General features: G+C 74.6%; 25 protein-coding genes. 13 read left to right on the top strand and 12 right to left on the bottom strand.

All coding sequences use genetic code 11. The features are described from left to right. The first annotated feature begins 690 nt into the window (after window positions 1-690). The 5 genes from OG550_RS22960 to OG550_RS22940 all read left to right on the top strand — a co-directional run bounded on the left by OG550_RS22960 (window position 691) and on the right by OG550_RS22940 (window position 6,207). Window positions 691-2,484, top strand: coding sequence for a DEAD/DEAH box helicase (locus OG550_RS22960; protein ID WP_327680426.1), 1,794 nt, complete (start codon window positions 691-693; stop codon window positions 2,482-2,484). 279 nt (window positions 2,485-2,763) lie between these two features. After that, the gene (locus tag OG550_RS22955; RefSeq protein WP_327680423.1) at window positions 2,764-3,687 is read left to right on the top strand and encodes an alpha/beta fold hydrolase; all 924 of its coding nucleotides are present in this window, start codon (window positions 2,764-2,766) and stop codon (window positions 3,685-3,687) included. Between the two features lie 427 nt (window positions 3,688-4,114). After that, a complete protein-coding gene (locus OG550_RS22950) occupies window positions 4,115-4,261 on the top strand; it encodes a hypothetical protein (RefSeq protein ID WP_327680422.1) in 147 nt (48 codons plus the stop codon). Window positions 4,262-4,594: 333 nt separating this feature from the next. After that, window positions 4,595-5,233 carry a DUF6758 family protein gene (locus OG550_RS22945; protein ID WP_327680420.1) on the top strand — a complete coding sequence of 213 codons (639 nt, stop codon included), beginning with the start codon at window positions 4,595-4,597 and terminating at the stop codon, window positions 5,231-5,233. A 113-nt stretch (window positions 5,234-5,346) separates the two neighbouring features. Further along, window positions 5,347-6,207, top strand: coding sequence for a PHP domain-containing protein (locus tag OG550_RS22940; protein ID WP_327680418.1), 861 nt, complete (start codon window positions 5,347-5,349; stop codon window positions 6,205-6,207). A gap of 149 nt (window positions 6,208-6,356) precedes the next feature. On the opposite strand, the gene OG550_RS22935 is transcribed toward OG550_RS22940, so the two are convergent. Beyond that, complete coding sequence (locus OG550_RS22935; RefSeq protein ID WP_327680416.1) at window positions 6,357-7,043, bottom strand: suppressor of fused domain protein; 687 nt, start codon at window positions 7,041-7,043, stop codon at window positions 6,357-6,359. Between the two features lie 470 nt (window positions 7,044-7,513). Here OG550_RS22935 and corA point away from each other — a divergent pair, with 470 nt between their 5' ends. Beyond that, a complete protein-coding gene (gene corA / locus OG550_RS22930; protein WP_327680414.1) occupies window positions 7,514-8,638 on the top strand; it encodes a magnesium/cobalt transporter CorA in 1,125 nt (374 codons plus the stop codon). Between the two features lie 73 nt (window positions 8,639-8,711). Here corA and OG550_RS22925 read toward each other — a convergent pair whose 3' ends face one another. Beyond that, window positions 8,712-9,653: a DMT family transporter gene (locus OG550_RS22925; protein WP_442906058.1), complete on the bottom strand. Its 942-nt coding sequence runs from the start codon at window positions 9,651-9,653 to the stop codon at window positions 8,712-8,714. A gap of 129 nt (window positions 9,654-9,782) precedes the next feature. On the opposite strand from OG550_RS22925, the gene OG550_RS22920 reads away from it, so the two are divergent. The 4 genes from OG550_RS22920 (at window position 9,783) to OG550_RS22905 (ending at window position 13,675) form a co-directional block, all read left to right on the top strand. Next, a complete protein-coding gene (locus OG550_RS22920; RefSeq protein WP_327680412.1) occupies window positions 9,783-10,343 on the top strand; it encodes a hypothetical protein in 561 nt (186 codons plus the stop codon). Window positions 10,344-10,560: 217 nt separating this feature from the next. Then, the gene (locus tag OG550_RS22915) at window positions 10,561-11,844 is read left to right on the top strand and encodes a magnesium transporter MgtE N-terminal domain-containing protein (protein ID WP_327680410.1); all 1,284 of its coding nucleotides are present in this window, start codon (window positions 10,561-10,563) and stop codon (window positions 11,842-11,844) included. A 67-nt stretch (window positions 11,845-11,911) separates the two neighbouring features. Further along, a complete protein-coding gene (locus OG550_RS22910; RefSeq protein WP_327684069.1) occupies window positions 11,912-12,457 on the top strand; it encodes a DUF1003 domain-containing protein in 546 nt (181 codons plus the stop codon). Between the two features lie 57 nt (window positions 12,458-12,514). Next, window positions 12,515-13,675 carry an Mrp/NBP35 family ATP-binding protein gene (locus tag OG550_RS22905; RefSeq protein WP_327680408.1) on the top strand — a complete coding sequence of 387 codons (1,161 nt, stop codon included), beginning with the start codon at window positions 12,515-12,517 and terminating at the stop codon, window positions 13,673-13,675. A gap of 175 nt (window positions 13,676-13,850) precedes the next feature. On the opposite strand, the gene OG550_RS22900 is transcribed toward OG550_RS22905, so the two are convergent. The 5 genes from OG550_RS22900 to sigE form a co-directional block, all read right to left on the bottom strand. After that, window positions 13,851-14,663, bottom strand: coding sequence for a hypothetical protein (locus OG550_RS22900; RefSeq protein ID WP_327680406.1), 813 nt, complete (start codon window positions 14,661-14,663; stop codon window positions 13,851-13,853). 242 nt (window positions 14,664-14,905) lie between these two features. Continuing rightward, on the bottom strand, window positions 14,906-15,589 hold the full coding sequence (locus tag OG550_RS22895) for a hypothetical protein (RefSeq protein WP_327680404.1): 684 nt from the start codon (window positions 15,587-15,589) through the stop codon (window positions 14,906-14,908). A 670-nt stretch (window positions 15,590-16,259) separates the two neighbouring features. Further along, on the bottom strand, window positions 16,260-16,709 hold the full coding sequence (locus tag OG550_RS22890) for a sec-independent translocase (RefSeq protein ID WP_327680402.1): 450 nt from the start codon (window positions 16,707-16,709) through the stop codon (window positions 16,260-16,262). A gap of 132 nt (window positions 16,710-16,841) precedes the next feature. Then, window positions 16,842-17,876, bottom strand: a complete 1,035-nt coding sequence (locus OG550_RS22885) for a zf-HC2 domain-containing protein (RefSeq protein ID WP_327680400.1) — start codon at window positions 17,874-17,876, stop codon at window positions 16,842-16,844. Continuing rightward, window positions 17,873-18,727: an RNA polymerase sigma factor SigE gene (gene sigE / locus OG550_RS22880; RefSeq protein ID WP_327684067.1), complete on the bottom strand. Its 855-nt coding sequence runs from the start codon at window positions 18,725-18,727 to the stop codon at window positions 17,873-17,875. The genes OG550_RS22885 and sigE overlap by 4 nt, the downstream gene beginning before the upstream one ends. Before the next feature lie 267 nt (window positions 18,728-18,994). Between sigE and OG550_RS22875 the strand changes: the two genes are divergently transcribed. Then, window positions 18,995-19,564: an O-methyltransferase gene (locus OG550_RS22875; RefSeq protein ID WP_442906168.1), complete on the top strand. Its 570-nt coding sequence runs from the start codon at window positions 18,995-18,997 to the stop codon at window positions 19,562-19,564. A 235-nt stretch (window positions 19,565-19,799) separates the two neighbouring features. On the opposite strand, the gene OG550_RS22870 is transcribed toward OG550_RS22875, so the two are convergent. Beyond that, the gene (locus OG550_RS22870) at window positions 19,800-19,967 is read right to left on the bottom strand and encodes a DUF3117 domain-containing protein (protein ID WP_014137929.1); all 168 of its coding nucleotides are present in this window, start codon (window positions 19,965-19,967) and stop codon (window positions 19,800-19,802) included. Window positions 19,968-20,274: 307 nt separating this feature from the next. On the opposite strand from OG550_RS22870, the gene OG550_RS22865 reads away from it, so the two are divergent. Further along, window positions 20,275-21,075, top strand: coding sequence for an enoyl-CoA hydratase-related protein (locus OG550_RS22865; RefSeq protein ID WP_327680397.1), 801 nt, complete (start codon window positions 20,275-20,277; stop codon window positions 21,073-21,075). Window positions 21,076-21,152: 77 nt separating this feature from the next. Here OG550_RS22865 and OG550_RS22860 read toward each other — a convergent pair whose 3' ends face one another. Both OG550_RS22860 and OG550_RS22855 read right to left on the bottom strand, forming a co-directional pair. Continuing rightward, a complete protein-coding gene (locus tag OG550_RS22860) occupies window positions 21,153-21,719 on the bottom strand; it encodes a DNA-3-methyladenine glycosylase I (protein WP_327684063.1) in 567 nt (188 codons plus the stop codon). A 113-nt stretch (window positions 21,720-21,832) separates the two neighbouring features. Further along, window positions 21,833-22,264, bottom strand: coding sequence for a DivIVA domain-containing protein (locus tag OG550_RS22855; protein ID WP_327680396.1), 432 nt, complete (start codon window positions 22,262-22,264; stop codon window positions 21,833-21,835). A gap of 156 nt (window positions 22,265-22,420) precedes the next feature. Here OG550_RS22855 and folP point away from each other — a divergent pair, with 156 nt between their 5' ends. After that, the gene (folP, locus tag OG550_RS22850; RefSeq protein WP_327684062.1) at window positions 22,421-23,233 is read left to right on the top strand and encodes a dihydropteroate synthase; all 813 of its coding nucleotides are present in this window, start codon (window positions 22,421-22,423) and stop codon (window positions 23,231-23,233) included. Between the two features lie 79 nt (window positions 23,234-23,312). On the opposite strand, the gene OG550_RS22845 is transcribed toward folP, so the two are convergent. Further along, complete coding sequence (locus OG550_RS22845; RefSeq protein ID WP_327680395.1) at window positions 23,313-24,122, bottom strand: TIGR00730 family Rossman fold protein; 810 nt, start codon at window positions 24,120-24,122, stop codon at window positions 23,313-23,315. A gap of 173 nt (window positions 24,123-24,295) precedes the next feature. Then, the gene (gene dapE, locus OG550_RS22840; RefSeq protein WP_327680393.1) at window positions 24,296-25,369 is read right to left on the bottom strand and encodes a succinyl-diaminopimelate desuccinylase; all 1,074 of its coding nucleotides are present in this window, start codon (window positions 25,367-25,369) and stop codon (window positions 24,296-24,298) included. Between the last annotated feature and the right edge of the window lie 69 nt (window positions 25,370-25,438).

Genomic DNA, 25,438 nt, shown 5'->3' with positions numbered 1-25,438 from the left:
GTCCCGGGTCGCGCCCCGCACACGCCCGGCCCGGGCGCTCCGCGAGGCCGCTCGGGGCCCTCCGGGGGCCCGACCCGGACCGCTCCGACCTGCGATGTCGTCCGCGTCACGTGTTCGAGTCGTCGGGTGACTGTATGGTGGTACGGAGGCCCGTCGTGCTCGCACGGTGTCACCGCCGTCTCGGTGTGCCGGGCAAGCCCGCTCCGAAGCGGCGCCGTCCGTCAGGACGTGTCCGTACCGGAAGCCGGGACCTCAACGTACGCGGATGCCCGGTCGGAGAGCCGATCGGCTCCGACCATGGCTTGGACTTCAAGCCTTGGCACCGCATCAGTGGCCGAGCGAGGGCCGCCGAGACCGCGCCATCCCGGCGCAGGTCCCGCGCAGGTCCCTCACGGGAATCCTCCCCGACGCCGCCGGCGACGCGCCCCACTGGGCCGCGCGCACCGGCCGGCCGCAGGGACCGGCGCGGTTGTGCGTCCGCGCAGCTGTTATCGAGGCCGAACAGGCCCGTGCACAGCCGCGCGGCTGCCCGCCCGCCGCTCGCTCTCGGCCCCTCCACACGGAAGAGGCAGCACCCTGTCCACCACCGCTGAACCCATCAAGACGACCTTCCGGGACCTGGGGATCCTCCCGGAGACCGCCGAGGCCCTGGAGGCCGTCGGCATCGTCCACCCCTTCCCCATCCAGGAGATGACCCTGCCGGTCGCGCTGACCGGCCACGACGTCATCGGCCAGGCCAAGACCGGCACCGGCAAGACGCTCGGCTTCGGTCTGCCGCTGATCGAGCGCGTCGTCGTGCGGGCCGACATCGACGCCGGCCGCGCCGGCGAGGACCAGCTCACCGACGCGCCGCAGGCGCTGATCGTGGTCCCGACCCGCGAGCTCTGCACCCAGGTCACCAACGACCTGCAGACCGCCGGCAAGGTCCGCGACGTCCGCGTGCTCGCCGTCTACGGCGGCCGGGCCTACGAGCCGCAGGTCGAGGCGCTGAAGAAGGGCGTCGACATCGTGGTCGGCACCCCGGGCCGTCTGCTCGACCTGGCCGGCCAGAAGAAGCTGAACCTGTCCAAGGTCCGCGCGCTGGTCCTGGACGAGGCCGACGAGATGCTCGACCTCGGCTTCCTGCCGGACGTCGAGAAGATCATCACCATGCTGCCGGCCAAGCGGCAGACCCTGCTGTTCTCGGCCACCATGCCGGGCCAGGTCATCAGCCTCGCCCGCCGGTACATGAGCCAGCCGACCCACATCCGGGCCACCGCTCCGGACGACACCGGCAGCACCGTCGCCAACACCGAGCAGCACATCTTCCGTGCGCACTCGCTCGACAAGGTCGAGATGGTCTCGCGCATCCTCCAGGCCGACGGCCGCGGGCTGGCGATGATCTTCTGCCGCACCAAGCGCACCGCCGCCGACGTCGCCGACCAGCTGACCCAGCGCGGCTTCGCGGCCGGCGCCGTCCACGGCGACCTCGGCCAGGGCGCCCGCGAGCAGGCCCTGCGGGCGTTCCGCAACGGCAAGGTCGACGTGCTGGTCTGCACCGACGTCGCGGCCCGCGGCATCGACGTCGAGGGCGTCACGCACGTGATCAACTACCAGTGCCCCGAGGACGAGAAGACCTACCTCCACCGGATCGGCCGCACCGGCCGGGCCGGCGCCTCGGGCACCGCGGTCACGCTGGTCGACTGGGACGACATCCCGCGCTGGCAGCTGATCAACAAGGCGCTCGACCTGAAGTTCAACGAGCCGGAGGAGACCTACTCCACCTCGCCGCACCTGTTCGAGCTGCTGAAGATCGCCAAGGGCACCACCGGTGTGCTGCCGCGCTCGGAGCGGACCCGGGCCGGACTCGGCGCGGAGGAGGTCGAGGACCTCGGCGAGACCGGCGGACGCGGTTCGCGTTCGGCCGGCGCCGCCCGGGGCCGCGGCGGACGTCCGGCCGGTCCCGGCCGGGCCGGTGCCCCCGAGGCCACCGCCACCGCCACCGATGAGAAGCCCGCCCGCAAGACCCGCGAGCGCCGCCGCACCCGCCGCGGCTCCTCGGTCGACGAGGCCGTCGAGGGCACCACCGCCGACGGCACCACCGCCGACGGCACCGTCACCGAGGCCGCCACGCCGGGGGCTCCGGCCGTCGAGGGCACCGAGGGCGAGTCCGCGGCCCCGCGCCGCCGTCGCCGCCGCTCGCGCGGTGCGGCGTCCGGCGAGGACGCCGCCGCCGCCGTGGCGGAGGCTTCGGCCGCCGTCGTCGAGGCCGTCGTCGCGACTCCGGCCGCCGCCCCGGTCGCCGAACCGGCCACCGCGCCGGTCGCCGAGCCGGCCGCCGAGGAGAAGCCGAAGCGCACCCGCACCCGGGCCAAGAAGGTCGCGGCGCCCGCCGAGGCCGCCCCGGCGGAGGCCGTCGAGGCCGCCGCCGACGCTCCGGCCCCGCGCCGGCGCACCCGCACCCGCCGCCCGGCGGCCGCCCCCGAGGCGACCCCGGAGAGCTGACCCACCCCGTTCGAAGGGGGCGGCCGGAACCTTCCGGCCGCCCCCTTCGGCGTCCGCGCACCGGGCGGCCCGACCCCGCCGGCGTCCCGTCGACCCGGCCGCCCGCCTCGACCCCGGTCGACCCGGTGCCCCTGGGCGTGCGCCCCGGGCCGGGGCCGACCCGCGGGACCCGCCCTGACCAGGGCGGGTCCCGCCGGGGCCGCGGCTCTGCCGACACGCCCTAGGCTCGGAGCCGGCCGCCGGTCCGGCCCCGCCGCCCAGCCCTCAGGAGGTCCACCCATGAGCACGCCGCCGTTCCTCACCCTCCCGCCCTGCGCCCGCGCGCTGCGGGTGGCGACGGCCCGCGGCGGTTTCGCCGCGCTGCGGGCGGAGCCGACGGGGGCGGTGCACGGGTCCGCGCTGCTGGTGCCCGGGTTCACCGGCAGCAAGGAGGACTTCATCGCCCTGCTGGAACCGCTGGCGGCCGAGGGCTACCGCGTGACGGCGGTCGACCAGCGCGGACAGTACGAGACCGGTGGCCCGGACGATCCCGCCGCCTACACGGCGGCCGCGCTGGGCGCCGACGTGCGGGCCCTCACCGACGCCCTGCTGGCCGAGGACGGGGCGGCCGGTGACGGCGCCGGGCGGCTGCACCTGCTCGGCCACTCCCTCGGCGGCCAGGTGGTCCGGGAGGCCGTGCTGGCCGCCGCGGCCGCGGACGGGGCCCCCTCGGGCACCGCCGGGCCGCTGCCGTGGGCGTCGCTGACGCTGATGTCGACCGGACCGGGCCCGATCGACCCGGCCGAGGCGGAGCGCACCAGGCTGCTGGTCGGCGTCCTGCCGGTGATGACCATGGAGGAGATCTGGCAGGTGATGCAGCAGATGGAGGAGGGCGGCGGCGACCGCGCCCGCCGCCCCTCCGCCGAGGTCGCCGCGTTCCTGCACCGCCGCTGGCTGGCCAACGTGCCGCAGTCGCTGGCCACCACCGGCAGCCACCTCGTCGCCGCACCGGACCGGGTGGACGAGCTCGCCGCGACGGTGGCCGCCGGACTGCCCGCCCTGGTGCTCTCCGGCGTGCGGGACTACGCGTGGCCGGTGCCGGAGCAGACCGCGATGGCCGCCCGGCTGGGCGCCCGCCGGGTGGTGGTCGAGGACGCCGGCCACTCCCCCAACGCCGAGCAGCCGGCCGCCACCGCCGCCGCCCTGGCCTCCTTCTGGGACTGACCTCCGCCGGCCCCGGCCCCGGCTCCTCCGGTGCCGCCGCCACCGGTCCGTGACCGCCCGACCGGCTCACCGGCGCCGCCGACCGGGGCCCCGCCGTGGGGTCCCGCCGGGGCCCCTGGTAAAAGCCATGCGACAAAAATCGTTAGTTGCGGTAATATTTGATTCGGTCCTGGAAACATCGTCGACAGTGACGTCGGCGTGCCGTCGATGCACATCATCCGAAACCAGGACGTCACGGACGGGCAACGGCCCGGTAGCAGCACCACCGCAGAGTGGTTCGCGAGGGGCCGAACGCCCTTGGCAAGCAGGGGGGGAGCCCTCTTTGCCGCGACAGTCGGCCGACCGGCCGGCCCGACAGACCCCGAAAGGGCTGATACCCGCTCAGCCACGACCGCCCCGCCCGACGGGGCCAGGAAAGGAGACGCCCATGCGCTTCGAGATCCTCCGACTGGACGACACCCGCGGCACCGCCACCGACCGCCTGATCGCCGACGCCGAGACCGTCCGCGAGCTCGTCCAGGCCGCCGCCCGCACCGGCGAACGCCTGCTCATCCGCCCGTGCCCGGCCGTCTGACCGGCCACCGCGGCGCCTCCGACCGGGAGCCCTCACCCGCCGCCGACGAGCCGGGATCGTCCGACCCGGACGTTCCGATACCCGACTGACGCCCCGCCACCGCACCAGCGACGACGGGGCGTCAGTGTGTCCGGGACCGGCCGGTGCCGCACCCGGCACGCGCCGCGGACGTTTGCCACCGCCCCCCGGTGGACAGTTCCCCAACGGGATCCGCCCGCACCGCGCCCACCCCGCGCCGGACGGGCGTCCGCCACCGACAGGTGCCGCCGGGCCGCCCTCCGTACGGGTGATCGTCCTTGACGCGGCGGTCCGGAGGGAGGAGCGTTGTCGGCTATGAGGGGCGAGCCAAGCTGCCCGAGGTGCGCCGGTCGGGTCCGCGCCCCCGGTCTGTTCTCAGACACCTGGCAGTGCGACCGGCACGGCGCCGTGCATCCGATGCAACCGGTGCTGCCCCCGAGCGTGGAGGCACTCGGCGTCGCCGTCGCCCGTTCCCAGGTCCCCGTCTGGCTCCCCTGGCCGCTCCCGGTCGGCTGGCTGTACACCGGCATCGCGCACGTCGGTGACGACATCTCGGGTGCCCGGGCCACCGCCGTCGCCTGCGCCGGGCCGGCTCCGCTCGGCGGGTTCGGCGAGCTGGTGCTGGTCGCCGAGGAGCTGGGCGTGGGCCTCGGGGCCCGCTACGCCGGACTCTCCGGGCCGGACCCGGGCGAGTCGGTCGCCCTCTACAAGCCCGCGGACGCCAAGCTGCTGGCCGCCGGACGGCCCACCCCGATGTTCCACGTCCCGGACGCACCGGCCGACCGCGCGGTCTTCGTCGGCGAGGGGCGCGGCCTCTGGCTCTGGGCCGTGGCCTGGCCGGAGCAGTCGGCGCTGGTGATGTACGACGAACTGGTGCTGACCGACCTCCGGGAGGCCGGCGCGGAGCTGGACCTGCTGCCCTGCGGAGCGCTCTCCCCCCGACTGCTCGGCTGACGCCCGACGGGCCGGCGGACGGCCCGCGGAAGGCCGGCAGACGGCTGACCGGCCGACACCCGGGCGCACTATCCTGGGCCGCACCTCCGCCGACGACCCAGGGAGCACTGCCCGTGCGCATCGACCTGCACGCCCACAGCAACGCGTCCGACGGTACGGACAGCCCGGCCGAACTGGTCGCGGCGGCGGTCTCGGCCGGACTGGACGTGGTGGCGCTGACCGACCACGACACGGTGTCCGGCCACGCCGAGGCCGCCGACGCGGTGCACGCGCTGCCCGCCGGCACCCGGCTGACGCTCGTCCCCGGCGCCGAGCTCTCCTGCCGGGCGGGCGACGTCTCGATGCACCTGCTGGCCTACCTGTTCGACCCCGCCGAGCCGGACTTCGCGGCCGAGCGCGAACTCGTGCGCACCGACCGGTTCCGCCGCGGCCGGGCCATCGTCGAGCGCTGCCGCGCGCTCGGCGCGGACATCAGCTGGGAGCAGGTGCAGCGGATCGCGGGCGCCGGCTCGGTGGGACGGCCGCACATCGCCAGCGCACTGGTCGAGGCGGGCGTGGTGGCGGAGGTCTCGGACGCGTTCACCGCGGACTGGCTGGCCAACGGCGGGCGGGCGGACGTCCCCAAGCACGAGACCGACCCGGTGACGGCGGTCCGGCTGGTCCGGGCGGCCGGCGGGGTGCCGGTGTTCGCCCACCCGGGAGCGGTGAAGCGCGGACGGACCGTCTCCGACCAGGTCATCGCCGACCTCGCGGCGGCCGGACTGGCCGGGCTTGAGGTCGACCACATCGACCACGACGAGCAGGCCCGGGACCGGCTGCGCGGGCTGGCGGCCGAACTGGGGCTGCTGACCACCGGGTCCAGCGACTACCACGGCACCCGCAAGACGGTCCGGCTCGGCGCCCACACCACCGATCCCGCCTCCTACGAGGCACTGGTGGACCAGGCGACCGGCGCGAAGCCCATCGGCGGCTGAGCGCCCGCCGGTCCTCGCGCCGGTGTGCGGGGGCGTCCGGCGTGGTGCACCCGCACACGGCGCGCCCCGCGGCGCTCCCGGCCGAACCGGAGGTCCGCCACGCGGTCGTGCCGCCGCCCGGCCCCGGCGGGGCCGGCCGTGACGCCGCCTCAGTCGAGCGGGACGCCCCGGCGGTCCGGATCACGCAGGTCGGTGCCGTGCTGGAGCCAGCGCTCCTGCAGTGCCGCCGCCCCGTGCACCCGCTTCCACCCGGCCTCGTTGGGGGTCATCGGCAGCAGCGGCAGGAAGCGGACCGGGTCGGCCGGGTCGGCCAGTTCGAGGTCCTCGACCAGGCCGCCGGGCTCGGCGGCCACCACCGAGGTGAACGGCGCGCCGTCCCAGAGCGGGGAGCCGAGGTCCAGCGAACCGCCGGGGGCCACCACCAGTCCCTCGACCTGCGGAGTCGCGGCGAAGGTGGCCAGCGTGCGGAGCACGCTGTCGCGCCCGCCACGGACCGTCAGCACCAGTTCGGCGCGCGGGCCGCGGACCTGGTCGGCGACCGCGGCGGTCGGATCGGCCATCGGCGCGGCGGCCATCCCGAGCGTGGTGTAGCGGACCAGCCCCTCGGTGTCAGGGCCGAAGCGCAGCACCTCGATCCGGTCGGCACCCAGGAAGGTGACGGCGGCGCGGCCGCTCGGCTCGCCGAAGGTGGCGAGCAGCCGGGCCTCGACGGCGGCCAGCACCGCCTCACGCGAGAGGCCGGTGCCGCCGGGGGCCCGGAACGGGTCACCGGAGGCCGGGGAGGGGTCGCCGGAGGCCGGGGAGGGGTCGCCGAAGAGCGGGAAGTCGTGCGCCATGCCGGTGAGCGTAACCCGGGTGCCACCCGCCGTCGGCACGGCCGCCATGCGAACACCGGAGCGGCAGGGGCCGGTCGGATGTTAGTGTGAGCGACTGGCTACCGGGGACCCTTGTCCTCCGGGGCAGCGGCGCGAAGGAGGTGGTTGCGGTGGATACCAGCCGACCATGCAGTACCGGCAGCTCTACCCGGCCCGGACGCCTTCCCCGTACCCCTCGCCACGCGGGCTGAAACAGCGGGCCTGAGAAACCTCGGCAGCAGCTGGACCAGTGCCCCGCGCCGACGGCACGGCGGTTTCCGGTCCGGCCGGGAGAGCACCCTCACCGACGTCCGGTCGTTCCGTCTCGCGTGCCCCAGCAAGGCCGAGGACCGACCGCAGGCGCCGGATTCCATCGGTGTTCCTCCGCCGTCGCACCACGGCCACCCGTCACCGCGCCGCCGTGCGGCGGCTCCTGCCCCAAGGAGCCTGCCATGTCGATGATCAACAGCCTGCGCGCAGCCGTCCGCACCAACCGCCGCCGCTCGGCGTCGGCGCTGTTCGACACGATCCACCCGGGCAAGACCCCGTCCGCGGTGGTGGACTGCGCGGTCTACCAGGACGGCAAGCGCCAGGGCGAGAGCTGCAGCCCGCGCGAGGCGGCCCGGCTGGTCAAGGCCTCCAAGCAACTGCCGGACGGTTCGGGGTCGTTCAGCTGGATCGGCCTGCACGAGCCGACCGAGGCCGAGTTCGAGGGGATCGCGCAGCGGTTCGGGCTGCACCCGCTGGCGGTCGAGGACGCGGTGCACGCGCACCAGCGGCCGAAGGTCGAGCGGTACGACGACGTGCTCTTCGCCGTCTTCAAGACGATCCGGTATGTCGACCACGACCAGCTCACCCCGACCAGCGAGGTGGTCGAGACCGGCGAGCTGATGGTGTTCGCCGGACGGGACTTCGTGATCACCGTCCGGCACGGCGGGCACAGCTCGCTGAAGGAGCTGCGGCACCGGCTGGAGGCCGACGCGGACGGCACCGGGCTGCTCGGCAAGGGCCCGTCGGCGGTGCTGCACGCGATCGCCGACCAGGTGGTGGACAACTACCTGCTGGTCGCCGACCGGCTGCAGACCGACGTCGACGAGATCGAGTTCGACGTCTTCTCCAACCGGGGCGGCCGGGGCACCGACGTCGGCCGGGTCTACCAGCTCAAGCGCGAAGTGCTGGAGTTCAAGCGGGCGGTGGCGCCGCTTCTGCGGCCGATGCAGCAGCTCTCGGAGCCGCTGCAGCGGCTCGTCGACCCGGAGATCCAGAAGTACTTCCGGGACGTCGCCGACCACCTGGCCCGGGTCACCGAGCAGGTGCACGGCTTCGACGAGCTGCTGAACTCGCTGCTCCAGGCCAATCTGGCGCAGGTCTCGGTGGCGCAGAACGAGGACATGCGCAAGATCACCGCCTGGGCGGCGATCTTCGCCGTGCCGACCATGATCACCGGCGTCTACGGCATGAACTTCGACTACATGCCGGAGCTTCACCACCGGTACGGCTACCCGATGGTGCTCGGCAGCGTGGTGCTGATCTGCGTCGGGATGTACCGGGGCTTCCGCCGCAACGGCTGGCTGTAGGCGGTCCTGCGGCCGGACGCGCCTCCGGACGGCGCTTCCGGACGGCGCGGGGCCGCTCCCCCGTCGGCCGCCGCTACCGGCGGCCGGCCCGGGCGACCAGCACCAGGCCGAGCAGGATCAGCACCACCGCCGGGTAGGCGGCCACCGGAGGCCACTGGCCGAGCCAGAGCGCGGCGATCAGCGCGGCGCCCGGGGTCTCCAACAGCACCGCGGTCGAGGTGACCGAGGGACCGAGCGTGCGCACCACCCGGTTGCTGAGCGAGTGCCCCAGCAGCTGGGCGGTGACCATCAGCAGCACGATCTGCCACCAGGCCCCGGCCGGCCAGCCGGACAGCGGCGTCCCGGCGGCCAGGCAGACCGCCAGCAGGACGACGGCGGTGGTGGCGTAGCAGACCAGCGTGTACGCGGTGGTGCTGACGGTCCGGCGGACCTCGGCGCCGAGCAGCACGTACCCGGCGGCGGCCAGCCCCGCGCCGAGCGCCAGCGCGTCACCGGCCAGGGCGCGCGGTGAGAGCGAGAGGTCGACGCCGGTCAGCACCAGGACGCCGGCGAACGCGACCGCCATGCCGAGCCAGACCATCCGCGGCGCCCGCACCCCGAGCAGCCGCATCAGCAGGATGGTCCAGAGCGGGGTGGTGGTGACCAGGGCGGTCGCCGAGGCGACCGAGGTCATCCGCAGGCTGGGCATCCAGAGCGCGAAGTGGACGGCGAGCAGGGCCCCGGCCGCGACGGCCAGCAGCAGCGCCCGCCGGGAGATACCGCGCAGCTCGGCCCGGTGGCGCAGCAGCGCGTACGGGCCGAGGACGCCGACCGACAGGACGTTGCGCCAGAAGGCGATCGCCAGGGCGGGTGCGGCCGTGGCGCTGATCAGCGGCGCGGAGAGCGAGATGCCCGCGACGGAGACGGCCAGCAGCAGCAGGTCGAACCTGGGGAGCGGCTGCGAACGGGCCCCGGCGGGCCCGGCGGTGACGGGGACGGCGGGTGCGGCGGCGGTCTCTGGCGGGACGGCGGGCACGGCGCTCCTCTGCTTCGGAGTGGGGTGCGGAGCTGGCGGCTCCTACCGTAAGGCCCGTGCGGCGTTGACGGAACTGTCGCCCGAACCGCGAGACATCGCCCGGAAGGCTCAGGCCGTACGCTGTGCGCCATGGACCGTACGCCTGCCGCAGCCGCGACCGCCGACGACTTCCTCGACCGGGCCCTGCTGGAGGAGGCCGCGAAGAAGTCCGGCCTGCTCTGGGTGCGGGCGGACGGCCAGGAGCACGGCCGGGCGGTCTGGCACGCCTGGCACGACGGCGCGGTCGTGGTGGTCGGCGACGGCGGCGAGCAGCCGCTCCACGGACTGACCGGCGGCGCGGGCGCGGTGGTGACCGTCCGGAGCAAGGACAAGGGCGGCCGGCTGACCGGCTGGCCGGCCCGGGTGGTCGAGCTCGCCCCGGGGAGCGAGGCCTGGCTGGGCGCCGTCGAGGAGCTCAAGGGCAAGCGGCTGAACGCGCCCGACACCGACACCATCGCCGACCGCTGGGCCCGCGAGTGCCGGGTGCTCCGGCTGGAGCCGGCCGGCGCGGCGGGCGCCACGCTCACCGAGCACCCGGGTGCGATGCCGGACGCCTCGCACGTCGCCGCCCCGATGCCCACCCCGGCCACCACCCGGAAGCCGATCCCGGCCGGCCTGCCGAAGCTGCTGTTCAAGCGCCGCAAGGGCTGAGCCCCGGCGCGGCCCCGGCTCGACCCCCGGCGGGGTTCACCGCGTCCGCCGCCGCCCGCCCGCCTGCGGCACCGCCACCCGCCGAGCATGCCCCGGCGCCACTCAGACGCCCGATTCGCCCCGGTTTCCACCAGGCCCGGGCACCGGTCCCCGAGTAGCCTTGGCCGCGGGGCGTGCCCGTGCGCCCGACCGGGCGTCGAGCGAGGCGAGGGAGTCCATGGCAGGGGCAGGCAGCCGGGTCTTCATCTCGCACCTCTCCGGCGTCGCCGTCTTCGACCCGATCGGCGACCAGGTCGGCCGGGTCCGGGACGTCGTGGTCACGCTCCGCCTCGGCGGCCGCCCGCCCCGGGTGCTCGGCCTGGTCGTCGAAGTGATCGGCCGCCGCCGGATCTTCCTGCCGATGACCAGGGTGACCAGCCTGGAATCCGGCCAGGTACTGACCACCGGCGTGATCAACATGCGCCGCTTCGAACAGCGCTCCTCCGAGACCCTCGTCCTCGGCGAACTGCTGGACCGCACCGTCACCTGGAGCAAGACCGAGCAGGACGTCACCGTCCTCGACGTCGCGATGGTGCAGACCCGCCTGCGCGAGTGGGAGATCAGCAAGGTCTTCGTCCAGGTCGGCCGCCCCGGACGGCTGCGCAAGTCCAAGGGCGAGACGCTCACGCTGGACTGGAAGGACGTCACCGGCTTCGCCCTCGCCGAGGAGAACCAGGGCGCCGCCAACCTGCTCGCCACCTTCGACCAGCTGCGCCCCGCCGACCTCGCCAACGTCATGCACCACCTCTCCGCCAAGCGCCGCGCCGAGGTCGCCGCCGCGCTCGACGACGAACGGCTCGCCGACGTCCTGGAGGAGCTGCCCGAGGACGACCAGGTCGAGATCATCGGCAAGCTCAAGGACGAACGCGCCGCCGACGTCCTGGAGGCGATGGACCCGGACGACGCCGCCGACCTGCTCTCCGAACTGCCCGGCGACGAGGCCGAGCGGCTGCTCCAGCTGATGGAGCCCGAGGAGGCCGAACCGGTCCGCCGCCTGCTCACCTACGAGGAGAACACCGCCGGCGGCCTGATGACCACCGAGCCGATCGTGCTGGAGCCCGACGCCACCGTCGCCGAGGCGCTGGCCCGCGTACGGGTCTCCGACAACAAGCCGGCGCTGGCCGCCCAGGTCTTCGTCTGCCGCCCGCCCAACGAGACGCCCACCGGCAAGTACCTGGGCACCGTGCACTTCCAGCGGCTGCTGCGCGAACCCCCGTACACACTCGTCGGCTCGCTGGTGGACGACGACCTGGACCCGCTGCCGCCGGACACCCCGCTGACGCTGATCACCAGCTACCTGGCGACCTACAACATGGTCGCCGCCCCCGTGGTCGACGAGGCCGACCACCTGGTCGGCGCCGTCACCGTCGACGACGTGCTCGACCACCTGCTGCCCGAGGACTGGCGCGAGGCCGCCCCGCACGGGCCGGCCGACGAGAGAGAGGTGACCGGTGGACGCTGACCGCAAGGGCCGCCGGGACGACGCCCCCCGCCAGCGCCTGCAGGGCGAGCTCCGGAAGCTGCGCGAACTGCGCGCCCGCGAGCGCGGCCGCACCCAGCGCGCCGAACCCCCGGCCACCGGCGGCGGCCGCAGCCGGCTCGACCAGCCGCGCACCAGCCGCCCCGGCCTGATCACCCTGCCGACGTACGACCCGGAGGCCTTCGGCAAGCTCTCCGAGCGGATCGCGCGCTTCCTCGGCACCGGGCGGTTCATCGTCTGGATGACGATCGTGGTGGTCGTCTGGGTCGGCTGGAACACCGTGCTGCCGGACCAGGTCCACTTCGACGACTACCCGTTCATCTTCCTCACCCTCATGCTCTCGCTCCAGGCCTCGTACGCGGCGCCGCTGATCCTGCTCGCGCAGAACCGCCAGGACGACCGGGACCGCGTCAACATGGAGCAGGACCGCGCCCGCAGCGACCGCAACATCGCCGACACCGAGTACCTCACCCGCGAGGTCGCCGCACTGCGCCAGGGCCTCGGCGAGGTCGCCACCCGCGACTTCCTCCGCTCCGAACTCCAGTCCCTCCTCAAGGAGATCGACGAGCGCCGGGGGGCCTCCGAGGTGCTGTGACCCTCGGCACCGCTACCGACGGGTTAACCGACACGCCCGGCGCCGTACCATCGAGGCATGGCCAACGAGACAGAGGTCGCGGCCGGCGTCACGGAGGACTCCGTACGCCAGGCGCTGGCGACCGTCAACGACCCGGAGATCAACCGCCCGATCACCGAGATCGGCATGGTGAAATCGGTCGGGATCGACGAGGGCGGGGCCGTGCGCGTCGCGGTCTACCTGACCGTCTCCGGCTGTCCGATGCGCGACACCATCACCGCCCGGGTCCGCGAGGCCGTCGGCCGGGTCCCCGGCGTGACCGGCGTCGAGGTCGAGCTCGACGTGATGAGCGACGAGCAGCGCAAGGAGCTCTCCCAGCTGCTGCGCGGCGGCGCCCCCGAGCGGGAGATCCCGTTCGCCAAGCCCGGCACGCTGACCCGGGTCTACGCGGTCGCCTCCGGCAAGGGCGGCGTCGGCAAGTCCTCGGTGACCGTCAACCTCGCGGCCGCGATGGCCGCCGACGGCCTGAAGGTCGCCGTGGTGGACGCCGACATCTACGGCCACAGCGTGCCCCGCATGCTGGGCGTCGAGGGCCGGCCCACCCAGGTCCAGGACATGATCATGCCGCCGCAGGCGAACGGCGTGAAGGTCATCTCGATCGGCATGTTCACCCCGGGCAACGCCCCGGTGGTCTGGCGCGGGCCGATGCTCCACCGCGCGCTCCAGCAGTTCCTGGCCGACGTGTACTGGGGCGACCTGGACGTCCTCCTGCTGGACCTGCCGCCCGGCACCGGCGACATCGCGATCTCGGTGGCCCAGCTGGTCCCCAACGCCGAGATCCTGATCGTCACCACCCCGCAGATGGCCGCCGCCGAGGTGGCCGAGCGGGCCGGCACCATCGCGGTGCAGACCCACCAGAAGATCGTCGGCGTGATCGAGAACATGTCCGGCATGCCGTGCCCGCACTGCGACGAGATGATCGACGTGTTCGGCACCGGCGGCGGCCAGACCGTGGCGGACGCGCTCACCCGCACCGTCGGCGCCACCGTCCCCGTGCTCGGCTCGATCCCGATCGACGTCCGCCTGCGCGAGGGCGGCGACGACGGCCGCCCGGTCGTCCTGGCCTCCCCCGACTCCCCGGCCGGCGCCGCCCTGCGCGCCATCGCCGGCAAGCTCGGCGGCCGCCAGCGCGGCCTCTCCGGCCTCTCCCTCGGCCTCACCCCGAAGAACAAGTTCTGACCAACCCCCGGGCTGGTCAGCGGACGGGCACCCGCCCACCCCGCTGACCAGCCTCTTTGCTGTCACCGGTGGTCAACGCCGGTCCCCCCTGGCGCACCTCGCGCGGCCCGCGTACGGCCCCGGGGGCTGCGGAGATCTCGTGCACGACCTCGCTCCCGCACGCGTGTCGAGCCCGTCAGGGCATCTCGCAGTAGGCCACCGCGGCATCGTCCCCGGCCTTGACGCGCGGCCAGCGAAGCCCCTCCGGATCCGTCGCCTCAACCCCGCGGACCACCGAGATCAGCCCCTCGGCACCGGCCGCTCCGAGCGTTTCGAACACCTCCGCCCACGACGCGGCACCGTACTCGGTGACGAGCCGCGATGCCCCGTCCGACAGGACGGCCGCCGCCCGGACGTCGGCCGGCGGCACCGTGCCCGTCAGCGCGTGCTCGGCCGCCTCAGCACCCGACGCCGCCACCCAGTAGCCGTCCGGGGTGTTCCGGGTGAGCCGCTGGGCCGTGACCATGCGGCGGACGCTCTCGGTGTGCTCCGCGGTGCCGGTGGGGAAGCGCTCGGTCTCGGCGCGGAGTTCCGGCACGACGGTGTCCACCCGGAGGTCGGTCTTCACCAGGTACTCGCCGCCGTCCAGCTCGAAGACGATCGGCGAGTCGGCGAGCACCAGGTAGTCGAACCGCTCGGCGCCGACGCGGAGGATCGAGACGGTCGCCGACGGCGTTCCGGGGTCGGCCAGGTCGCAGCCGGGGTGCAGCGCCGCCACCTGTTCCAGGGCCTGGGCGAGCCCTTCGGTGAGCGGCCGGTCCGGGGCGGCCAGCGCAGCCATCAGGTGGCCGCCGAGCTGGGAGACGTACCAGGGGACGCCGTGCCGGCATCCGGTGCCGAGGCCGACCGTGCTCAACCCGTCCAGGACGACGGCGAGCCCCGACGTGGCGCCCACCCAGTCTTCGTTGGGGTTCGGGCCGCCGGGGGCGGTGGCGATGGAGACGCGCATCTCAGGCCTCGTGTCGGTAGATCGGGGTGACCCTGCTGTTCCTCCAGGATCTCAAGGGTCCGAGCGCGGAGAAACGCTTCACCCGGACCTCTCCGGACAGCTCGACGAGGTGGCCGCCAGCGCCGCACTCGAACGAGGCCTGCCAGGCACCGGTTCTGACGCGTCACCAGGGCTCGTGAGGCCGCCCGCACGAAGGGGCCCGCCGGGAGGTGTCCGGCGGGCCCCTTCGTGCGGTCCGCGGGCTACGGGCGGGTGTAGGCGGTCAGGTCGGGGACGGTGGCGAACCCGGCGCCGTAGGCGCTGACGCCGCGGCCGTAGGCGCCCAGCAGGACGCCGGGGGCCTCACCGGCCAGGACCCAGCCGTACTCGGACTCGCGGTAGCGGAACGGCTGCGGCAGGCCGTTGACCGGGAGGCTGAGGGTGGACCACCCGGGCCCGGCCAGGTCGTCGGCGAGGTCCCAGGCGAGCACGGACTGCTGGTCCAGCCAGTCCTGGCGCCGCGACCGGTCCAGCTGGCCCGGCCAGGTCGCGGCGAGCAGGCCGGAGCCGGCCAGCCACGCCGCGGAGGAGGCGGAGGTCGCCTCCAGGGTGCCGGTGTTGTCGGCGCTGCGCCGGCTGTCCCGGCGGGCCACGGTGACGACGACGGCGAACTTCCGCACGTCCCGCGGCTCGTACTGGCGGGCCGGTTCCTCGCCGTGCCCCAGGCTGCCGTAGTCGACGCTGCCCCTGGCGCCCGCCCGCGGGCCGACGGGGGTGCCGAAGCCGCCGGGCTGCAGGTAGCGGCGGCCGGTCCAGCCCTCGTCCAGGCCGTACCAGGGGAAGTCCGCGGACAGGTAGGGCACCAGCGGGTCCGCCGGACCGGCCTGCCCGCCGACCACCGGTCCGCCGGCCGTGGCCGTTCCCACCGCCTGACTCGTCGTGTCCATCCCCGGGCCTCCTCAACCGCACGTTTTCCTGCCGTGGCGCGCTCCCATCGTGGCGTACCGCGGCGCCCCCGCCGACCGTCTTCGGTCCGGAAGTGACCGGAAAGTGACAGACGGCACAGCGGGAACAATCAGCACAATAGCGGCGCACACGCCGCCGCCCCGCTCAGCCGTGCGGCCGGGCGGGGCGGTGGTTCCGTCGAGCGGGCGAGTGACCCGCGGGCGGGCGGGCCACCTCGGCGGGCCGACGAGTCACCTCGGCGGGCGGGCGAGTCACCCCACCCCGTACCGAAGGGCCGCGCCGGTACCGAAAGCGAGAGCGCGAGGAGGCCGCGAGGAACGAGCGGCATCGGAGCGCCGACCGTCGGCACCGGACCGAAGCGGACCGGAGGCGGGCGGGCGAGTCACCCCGCCCCGAGCCGAAGGGCCGCGCCGGTGCCGAAAGCGAGAGCGCGAGGAGGCCGCGAGGAACGAGCGGCATCGGAGCGCCGACCGTCGGCACCGGACCGAAGCGGACCGGAGGCGAGCGGGCGAGTCACCCCGCCCCGAGCCGAAGGGCCGCGCCGGTGCCGAAAGCGAGAGCGCGAGGAGGCCGTGAGGGACGAGCGGCATCGGAGCGCCGACCGTCGGCACCGGGCCGAAGCGGACCGGAGGCGAGCGGGCGAGTCACAGCTCAGGTGGCGTCCGGGTCGAACGGGGGGCGCTCGCCGGGCTGCAGCGGGGCACCGGCGGAGGCGGCCACCGGGGCCGCCACCGAGGACTTGTCCACCGAGACGGTGCCGGACCGGCCGTGGCCGTTCACGGCGGCGGCGGGCTTGTCGTCGAGCACCGAGCGGATGTCGAGGCTGTCCCGCATGTCCTTGAGGCCCAGCGGGTCCTCTTCGCCGCCCATGAGCTGCTTGCGGACGAAGGTCTTCGGGTTGAGGTCCTCGAACTCGAAGTCCTTGAACTCCGGGCCGAGCTCGCTGCGGATGTCCTCCTTCGCCGTGTCGGCGAAGGACCGGATCTTCCGGATGAAGCCCATGGTGTCCTGGATCAGCTTCGGCAGCTTGTCCGGACCGAAGATCACGATGGCCATGATGGCCAGGGTCAGGACCTCCAGTGTGCCCACGTCGCTGAACACCAAAGCTCCCTACGCTCGCGATCGGACAACGTCCCTCACAGGGTAATGGCCATCGGCGGGTTCACGACCCCCCGTGTGATGAAGCCGTGGTGAAGACCCGCCGATGACCTTGGCCGCAGGGGCCGACGTGGCCTATCTGTTCTCGTGGTGCAGGCCCGCCACCCCGGAACTCGGGGTGCGCTCCGGTACGTCGTGCGGCGGAACCGCGTCCCGGGTGACCGCGACCGGGCGGACCGGGAAGTCCACCGGCACCTGGGCGTTCATCGGGACCAGTCCGCCGCCCCGGCCGTTGCCGCCGGCCGGGCTGATCGTGGTGCCGTGCTGCTCGTCGCCCGGGCCGGCGAACCCGCCGACCCCGCCGAGCGTCACGGCGGCGACCGAGAAGGCCCCCGCGGCGGCGAAGACGAAGCGGCGTCCGCGCGGCGGCGCCTGCCGGACCACGGGGGCGGCCGCGGCCAGCGGCTGCGGGCCGACCGGGGTCACCGGGCGGGCGGTCCGTCGGCCCATCAGCGGGCGGAGCACCGAGCCGCCGCGGCCGAACGCCCGCGGGTCGACCCCGGGCAGGGGCGCGTCGGCGCCGAGGGCGCCCGCTCCGAAGGAGGCTCCGGCGCCGCGGCCGAACGAGCCGCCGTTCAGCCGGCTGCCGCCGAGCGTCCCGGCGGCCGGCACGCCGCCGCCGGGCAGGTCGTCGTCGTCCCGGCCCGGGCGGGCGGCCTGCGGCCGGTCGTCCTCCGGGAGCGCCCCGACCGCCATCAGCCGGGCCATCAGCGACGAGGACGGGTCCGGCGTGCCGGTGCGGGTGAGCAGGTGCTTGACGGCGCGGCCCTCGTCGGCCTCGGCGAGGCACTGCGGACAGGTGGCCAGGTGGGCCTGGACGCGGTCGCGCGAGTCGTGGCCGAGCTCGCCGTCGACGAAGGCGGAGAGCCGTTCGCCGAGGTGGTGCTCCTCGGCGGCCGGTTCGACCGGGCGGACGGCGACGGCGCGCAGCGCGGGTTCGCCCGGCGCACCGGGCCGGGCCCGTTCCGGCTCCGCGGCGGGGTCGGCCCCGTCGTGGCCGCGCCGCCCCAGGGCGGCCCAGCCGCTCCGGCGGGCCGCGGCCCGGCCGGGTACGTCGGAGTGGCCGGGCACGTCGGAGTGGCCCGGTCCTGACCGGCCGGTTCCGCTCACGATCGCCTCCGCCCGCGACCGCCCGGCCCGGCGGGGGCCTCGCCGACCGCGGCGCCGACCGGCACCGGCTCCTCGGCGCCGCCGCCGCGGCGCTCGCGGCCGGGGGCCGCACCGGGGGCGCGGTGCTTGAGGGCCGCGCGCAGGTGCGAGCGTCCGCGGTGGATGCGGCTGCGGACGGTGCCGAGCTTGACGCCGAGCGTCGCGGCGATCTCCTCGTAGGAGAGGCCCTCGATGTCGCAGAGCACCACGGCGGCACGGAACTCGGGCGCCAGGGTGTCCAGCGCGTTCTGGACGTCGGCGTCGAAGTGGGTGTCGCTGAAGTGCTGGGCCGGGCTCGGCTCGCGGGAGGCGAGCCGCTCGGCCGCGTCCTCGCCGAGCGCGTCGAAGCGGATGCGCTGGCGGCGGCGGACCATGTCCAGGAACAGGTTGGTGGTGATCCGGTGCAGCCAGCCCTCGAACGTGCCGGGGGTGTAGGTGGACAGCGAACGGAACACCCGGACGAAGACTTCCTGGGTGAGGTCCTCGGCGTCGTGCTGGTTGCCCGTCAGTCGGTACGCCAGGCGGTAGACGCGGGCGCTGTGGGCCTCGACGATCTCCTCCCAGCTGGGCGGAGTCCAGGTCTGCGCGTCGGGGCCCTCGGCGAAGGTCGCGAGGGCGGGGGCCTCGGCGGGGCCGGCGGCCGGCGTCTCGGGCGCGGCGGCCGGCTGGTCCAGGGTGGAGTGCGCAGGCTGGTTCATCACGGGCTTCGGCGTACGGGCCGACGCGGTGCCGCGGGAGTGCCGCCGCACAGGGACGTCGCCCTCGGCCACACCTCCTCGGTCGGCTCTTCTGCCCAGCAGGGCCACCACCATATCCACCTCGCCCGTCAAGCCCGGATAAAAGTGCCCGCGGCCGTCAAGCCGGAGAACAGGTCCGGAGGTGTCCGTTCCCCCGGTCCCTGCCCCGTCAACGGCCCGCCGCCGTACGCGGTTCCCGCCCGGCCAGTAATCTGTGGCAGGAAATATCGACATCCGCTCGGCGCCGGGCCGCCACCCGGGGCTCCGAAAGAGGCAGCCATCAGCGAGTTCGGGCCCGCGCGTGCGGCTCTCGCGGACACCTACGTCGGCGAGGACGCGGTGCTGACCTACGCCCGGGCACAGTCCGCGCGGACCGGAATCAGGGCGATCGGGCCCAGCGGCGGCGCCTGCCTGCGGCTGCTGGCGGCCGCGCTGGACGCCAAGGCGGTGGCCGAGATCGGCACCGGGACGGGCGTCTCCGGGGTCTACCTGCTGCGCGGGATGCGGCCCGACGGGGTGCTCACCACCGTCGACTCCGAGCCGGTGCGCCAGCAGCTGGCGAGGGAGGCCTACCAGGCCGCGGGCTTCGCGGCGAACCGCTCCCGGTTCATACCGGGCCGGGCGCTGGACGTGCTGCCGCGGCTCGCCGACGGCCAGTACGACCTGGTGTTCTGCGACGGCGACCCGGCGGAGTCCCAGGAGTACCTGGCGGAGTCGCTGCGGCTGCTGCGGCCGGGCGGGATGGTCTGCTTCGAGGGGGTCTTCCAGGAGGGCCGGCTGGCCGAGCCCGAGCAGCAGGACCCGCAGACCCGTTCGATCCGCGACCTGGTGCGGGACGTCCGGGAGAGCGAGAAGCTGCTGCCGGCGCTGCTGCCGGTCTCGGACGGGCTGCTCTGCGCCGTCAAGCGCTGAGGACTCGCCGCGCCGTCGAGCCCTCGGGGCGAGCCCTGATGCCGCGCCGCGCCGTCGAGCGCTGAGGGCCGGTACGGCGCCCGGCGGGGACGCGGGGACCCCGGGGGTCCGGCGGCCGCGCGGCGGGCCCTTCCGGGGCCCGCGGGGGGCCGGGAACCACAGAGCCCGGGCCGACGTGATCGTCGTACCCGGGCTCGGCGGCACATCTCCAGGAGATGGCGAGCACCTGCTGCGGTCAGCCGCAGGCCTTCTTCAGGGCCTCGCCGAGGGCGTCGGCCTCGTCAGGCGTGAGCTCCACCACGAGGCGTCCGCCGCCTTCGAGCGGAACGCGCATGATGATGCCCCGCCCCTCTTTGGTGACTTCGAGCGGGCCGTCACCCGTCCGCGGCTTCATGGCCGCCATGCTCGTTCCCCTTCCTGCAACGCTCAGCTACGCACCGGCAGTCCGTCCACCGCCGGTATCGAACGCATTGATCGGAAGCCATTATCCCGCATGCCACGGCCTGATGACCAACATCACTCTCGGTGCAACCTCGGCCGGACCGTCCTCAACCGGCGCATTTCCCGCCATAAGCCCCGGCGCGGCGGTGGTCCGTACGCCACCGGAAGGTGCGATACCTCACACTCCCCAGCCGGCCCCGGGCTCCGGCATCCTGGCACACGACGACCACCGTGCGATCACCGTGCGACGAGCAAGGGAGCCCTCGCCCATGTCCGATTCCGTGCTGTACGAACTGGACGGCGGCCTGGCCGTCATCACGATCAACCGCCCCGAGGCCATGAACGCGCTGGACGTGGCCACCAAGGTAGCGCTGCGTGACACCGTCACCGCCGCCGCCGAGGACCCGGCGGTGCGGGCCGTCCTGCTGACCGGTGCGGGCGGCCGGGCGTTCTGCGTCGGCCAGGACCTCAAGGAGCACCTGGGTCTGCTCAAGCGGGCCGAGGAGACCGGCGAGGGCGCGCTCAAGACCGTCGCCGAGCACTACAACCCGCTGCTGCGGGCGCTGGCCGGGATGCGCAAGCCGACGGTGGCCGCGGTCGGCGGGGTGGCGGCCGGCGCGGGCGCCTCGCTGGCCTTCGCCTGCGACTTCCGGATCGTCTCCGAGACGGCCGGCTTCAACACCGCCTTCGCCGGGATCGCGCTGACCGCCGACTCGGGGGCCTCCTGGACGCTGCCCCGCCTGGTCGGGCACGCCAAGGCGACCGAGCTGCTGATGCTGCCGCGCACCGTGAAGGCGACCGAGGCGATGGAGCTGGGCCTGGCCACCAAGGTGGTGCCGGCCGCGGAACTGGCGGCCACCGCACGGGTGTTCGCCCGGGAACTGGCCGAGGGCCCGACCGTGGCGTACGGCGCGATCAAGGAGTCGCTGGCGTACGGCGCCTCGCACTCGCTGAGCGAGCTGCTCGACAAGGAGGACGAGCTGCAGACGCTGGCCGGCGAGAGCGAGGACCACCGGATCGCGGTCCGCGCCTTCATCGCCAAGGAGAAGCCGGCGTACCTCGGGCGCTGAACGGAGCCGTCCCGGGCCGCCGGGCCCGGGACACGCCGCTGCGCCGGGGACGCCTCGCCGCGCCCGGACGCGCCGCGCTACGCCCGGGGCGCCGCCCCGTCGAGGGCGGTCCGGACGTGGCAGTCGGCGAGGTGGTCGTCGACCAGCCCGCAGGCCTGCATCAGCGCGTACGCGGTGGTCGGGCCGACGAACCGGAAGCCCGCCTTCTTCAGCGCCTTGGCCAGCGCCGTCGACTCGGGCGTGACGGCCGGCACCTCGTCGAGCGAACGGGGGGCCGGCCGGTCCGGGTCACCGGCGAACCCCCAGATCAGCGCGTCCAGCCCGCCGTCGAGGTCACGGGCGACCCTGGCGTTGGCGATGGACGCCTCGATCTTGGCCCGGTTGCGGATGATCCCGGTGTCGCCGAGCAGCCGCTCGACGTCGTCCGCGCCGAACTCCGCGACCCTGGCGATCTCGAAGCCCGCGAAGGCGGCCCTGAACCCCTCGCGGCGGCGCAGGATGGTGATCCAGGAGAGACCGGACTGGAAGGCCTCCAGGCAGACCCGCTCGAACAGGGCGTCGTCGCCGCGCACCGGGCGGCCCCACTCGGTGTCGTGGTAGACGCGGTAGTCGTCGGCCGAGTCGCCCCAGCCGCACCGGCGCAGGCCGTCCGGGCCGAGGACGGCGCCGCCGGGAGTGACACCGGGCGTGACGCCGGACGCGTCCCCGGGCGGCGCGCCCGCGGCGGCCGGAGCACCCGGGGCGGCCGCGTCGGGGCTCACCGGCCGTCCGCCGGCCGGGCGTCCTCGGGGCCCGCGGGGGCCTTGGTGAGGGCGACGGCGGGCTCGACGACCTTGGCGAACTCCTCCAGGCCGGGCAGCGGCTCGGCCCCCGCCTCGGGCCCGTCGGCGGCCTCCACCGCGCCGCGCACGGCGGCCAGGGCCTCCAGTTCGGCGATCCGCGCGTCGCGGTAGGCGAGTTCGGCGCCCAGCCGGTCGAGCACGTCGTCGACCTCGTCCATCCGGTAGCCGCGGACGGCCATCGGCAGACGGATCGCGTCGACGTCCTCCTGGCCGAGCGGGCGGTCCTGCGGGAGCCGGGCGGCGATCCGGTCCTGCACCGCCTCCGGCAGCGAGCCGCCCCCGCCCAGCGCCACCAGCGCGGCGCCGCCGACCACCACGGCCATCGCCACCACGATCACCCAGAACACGAGCGGTCCTCCCGATTTTCCGGCCGGCCCCGACAGGAGTGGGATCATGGTCCCGATGGGCCGGGGGCCATCATCGCACTCGCAGCAGCTGTGGAGGAGACATCGGTGGCACTGCGCCTGGGACCACGGGAATTCGGCGACGACGAGCTGGTGATCATGGCGATCGTGAACCGGACTCCCGACTCGTTCTTCGACAAGGGCGCCACCTTCGCCGACGAGGCCGCGTTCGCCGCGGCCGACCGCGCGGTGGCGGAGGGGGCCGCGATCCTGGACATCGGCGGGGTGAAGGCCGGCCCGGGCGACGAGGTCACCGTCGAGGAGGAGCTGCGCCGCACCGTGCCGTTCGTGGCGGAGCTGCGCAAGCGCCACCCGGAGGCCGTGATCAGCGTCGACACCTGGCGGCACGAGGTCGGCGAGGCCGTCTGCGAGGTCGGCGCGGACCTGCTGAACGACGCCTGGGGCGGGGTGGACCCGCGGCTGGCCGAGGTGGCCGCCCGGTACGACGCCGGGCTGGTCTGCACCCACGCGGGCGGCGCCGAGCCGCGGACCAGGCCGCACCGGGCCGGCTACCCGGACGTGATGGCGGACATCCTGCGGGTGACCGTCGGGCTGGCCGAGCGGGCGGTGGGGCTGGGCGTGCGGCGGGACGCGGTGATCATCGACCCGGGGCACGACTTCGGCAAGAACACCCGGCACTCGCTGGAGGCGACCCGGCGGCTGCCGGAGATGACCGCGACCGGGTTCCCGGTGCTGGTCTCGCTCTCCAACAAGGACTTCGTCGGCGAGACCCTGGACCTGCCGGTGGACCAGCGGCTGCTCGGCACGCTGGCCACCACGGCGGTCTCCGCGTGGCTGGGCGCCCGGGTGTACCGGGTGCACCAGGTGGCGGAGACCCGGCAGGTGCTGGACATGGTCGCCTCGATCCGGGGCACCCGTCCCCCGGCGGTCGCCCGCCGGGGGCTCGCCTGACGGCCCTCCCGGGCCCGCCCGGCGCGGGACGTTCCCGCCGACGGCTCCGGCGGGGGTGTTCCGGCCGGGCCGTACCGCCCTAGATCTCGTTCACCGGCCGGCGGGCGTCGGCGAGGATCTTCATGACCTCGTCGATGTCGTCGGTGATGTGGAAGAGCTCCAGGTCGTGCGGGGCCGCCTTGCCCTGCGCGACCAGGGTGTTCTTCAGCCAGTCGGCCAGCCCGCCCCAGTACTCGCTGCCGAAGAGGATCACCGGGAAGCGGGTGACCTTCTTCGTCTGCACCAGGGTGAGCGCCTCGAACAGCTCGTCCAGCGTGCCGAGGCCGCCGGGCAGGACGACGAACCCCTGGGCGTACTTCACGAACATCGTCTTGCGGACGAAGAAGTAGCGGAAGTTCAGCCCGAGGTCGACGAACTCGTTGAGCCCCTGCTCGAAGGGCAGCTCGATGCCGAGCCCGACGCTGAGCCCGCCGGCGTCCGAGGCGCCCCGGTTGGCCGCCTCCATCGCGCCCGGACCGCCCCCGGTGATCACCGCGTAGCCGGCCTCGGCCAGGGCCCGGCCGATCGCCACGCCCGCCGCGTACTCGGGCGAGTCGACCGGGGTCCGGGCGGAGCCGAAGACGCTGATCGCGGGCGGGAGTTCGGCCAGCGCGCCGAAGCCCTCGACGAACTCCGAGGTGATCCGCAGGACCCGCCAGGGGTCGGTGTGCAGCCAGTCGGTCGGGCCGGTGGTGTCCAGCAGGCGCTGGTCCGTCGTGCTCTCGCCGACCTGGTCCCGGCGCACCAGCACCGGGCCCTTCTGCTTCTCGGGCCACGCCTTCTTCGGGTGCGGCTCGCCCACCTGCTCAGGACCGTGTCCGTAGTGCTTTTCGTCTCCAGTGCCTGTCATGACGAAACCCTACGCCCGCCGATCCCCGTTTTCAGGCAACGGTGGGAGGTCGGTTGGGCAACCGGACGGTGGCGTTCAGCCGTTGATGTGCTTGTCGCCCTGACACTTCGGTCCGGTACGCCGCCCGGTCCCGTCAGCCGGAAAGCCGGTCGGCCGGTCGGCCGGTCGGCCGGTCAGCCGGTCAGCCAGGCGCGCAGCCGCTCCTCGGTCTCGGCGATGGCGGTGAGCGAGCAGTGCTCGTCCCGCTTGTGCGCCATGTTCGGGTCGCCGGGGCCGTAGTTGACCGCCGGGACGCCCAGCGCGCTGAAGCGGGCGACATCGGTCCAGCCGAACTTGGCGCGGGCCGTCCCGCCGGTCGCGGCGAGGAAGTCCTGGGCGGCCGGCTGGTTCAGACCGGGCAGCGCACCGGGGGCGAAGTCGGTGACGGTGAGGTCGAAACCGTCGAAGACCTCGCGCACGTGCTTCTCGGCGTCGGCCTCGTCGCGGTCCGGGGCGAAGCGGAAGTTGACCGTCACCACGCACTCGTCGGGGATCACGTTCCCGGCCACGCCGCCGTCGATCCGCACCGCGTTGAGGCCCTCGCGGTACTCCAGCCCGTCGATCCCGACCCGGCGCGGCTCGTACGCCGCGAGCCGGCCGAGCACCTCGGCGGCGTGGTGGATGGCGTTGTCGCCGAGCCAGCTGCGGGCCGAGTGGGCGCGGACGCCGGTGAGCCTGACCTGCGCGCGCAGGGTGCCCTGGCAGCCGCCCTCGACGGTGGCCCCGCTGGGCTCCATCAGCACCGCGAAGTCGGCGGCGAGCCAGTCGGGGTGGGCCTGCGCGAGGTGGCCGAGGCCGTTGCGGTGGGCCTCCACCTCCTCGCAGTCGTAGAACACGAAGGTGAGGTCCCGGTTGGGCTCCGGCAGGGTGGCGGCGAGCCGGAGCTGGACGGCGACACCGGACTTCATGTCGGAGGTGCCGCAGCCGTAGAGCAGGTCGCCCTCGACGTAGGACGGCACGTTGTCGGCGATCGGCACGGTGTCCAGGTGCCCGGCGAGCAGCACGCGTTCGGCGCGGCCGAGGCCGGTGCGGGCCACCACGTTGTTGCCGTACCGGTCGACGGTCAGGTGCGGGAAGGCCCGCAGGGCGGCCTCCACGGCGTCGGCGAGTGCCTGCTCGTCGCCGCTGACGGAGGGGAAGTCCACCAGCTGGGCGGTCAGCGCGCCGCCGTCGAGGGTGAGGTCCAGGGACGTCTTCGGGCTGCTCATGGTCGCCCAGCCTAGTCCGCCGGGGGTTCGGACCGGGGCGGCACCGTAGCCGTGCCGTGACACCTCCGG

This window comes from Kitasatospora sp. NBC_00458 (assembly GCF_036013975.1).
Taxonomy (GTDB): domain Bacteria; phylum Actinomycetota; class Actinomycetes; order Streptomycetales; family Streptomycetaceae; genus Kitasatospora.
This window is presented reverse-complemented; position numbering and strand designations above follow the sequence as displayed.

Bases quoted from the DNA above. Each gene is read 5' to 3' on its own strand.
- OG550_RS22955 (WP_327680423.1), top strand. From the start codon at position 2,764: ATGAGCACGCCGCCGTTCCTCACCCTCCCGCCCTGCGCCCGCGCGCTG.
- OG550_RS22915 (WP_327680410.1), top strand. From the start codon at position 10,561: ATGGCAGGGGCAGGCAGCCGGGTCTTCATCTCGCACCTCTCCGGCGTC.
- OG550_RS22865 (WP_327680397.1), top strand. From the start codon at position 20,275: ATGTCCGATTCCGTGCTGTACGAACTGGACGGCGGCCTGGCCGTCATC.
- OG550_RS22935 (WP_327680416.1), bottom strand. From the start codon at position 7,043: ATGGCGCACGACTTCCCGCTCTTCGGCGACCCCTCCCCGGCCTCCGGC.
- OG550_RS22870 (WP_014137929.1), bottom strand. From the start codon at position 19,967: ATGGCGGCCATGAAGCCGCGGACGGGTGACGGCCCGCTCGAAGTCACC.
- dapE (WP_327680393.1), bottom strand. From the start codon at position 25,369: ATGAGCAGCCCGAAGACGTCCCTGGACCTCACCCTCGACGGCGGCGCG.
- corA (WP_327680414.1), top strand. From the start codon at position 7,514: ATGTCGATGATCAACAGCCTGCGCGCAGCCGTCCGCACCAACCGCCGC.
- OG550_RS22920 (WP_327680412.1), top strand. From the start codon at position 9,783: ATGGACCGTACGCCTGCCGCAGCCGCGACCGCCGACGACTTCCTCGAC.
- OG550_RS22960 (WP_327680426.1), top strand. From the start codon at position 691: ATGACCCTGCCGGTCGCGCTGACCGGCCACGACGTCATCGGCCAGGCC.
- OG550_RS22945 (WP_327680420.1), top strand. From the start codon at position 4,595: ATGAGGGGCGAGCCAAGCTGCCCGAGGTGCGCCGGTCGGGTCCGCGCC.
- OG550_RS22845 (WP_327680395.1), bottom strand. From the start codon at position 24,122: ATGACAGGCACTGGAGACGAAAAGCACTACGGACACGGTCCTGAGCAG.
- OG550_RS22895 (WP_327680404.1), bottom strand. From the start codon at position 15,589: ATGGACACGACGAGTCAGGCGGTGGGAACGGCCACGGCCGGCGGACCG.
- sigE (WP_327684067.1), bottom strand. From the start codon at position 18,727: ATGGTGGTGGCCCTGCTGGGCAGAAGAGCCGACCGAGGAGGTGTGGCC.
- OG550_RS22905 (WP_327680408.1), top strand. From the start codon at position 12,515: ATGGCCAACGAGACAGAGGTCGCGGCCGGCGTCACGGAGGACTCCGTA.
- OG550_RS22900 (WP_327680406.1), bottom strand. From the start codon at position 14,663: ATGCGCGTCTCCATCGCCACCGCCCCCGGCGGCCCGAACCCCAACGAA.
- OG550_RS22950 (WP_327680422.1), top strand. From the start codon at position 4,115: ATGCGCTTCGAGATCCTCCGACTGGACGACACCCGCGGCACCGCCACC.
- folP (WP_327684062.1), top strand. From the start codon at position 22,421: ATGGCGATCGTGAACCGGACTCCCGACTCGTTCTTCGACAAGGGCGCC.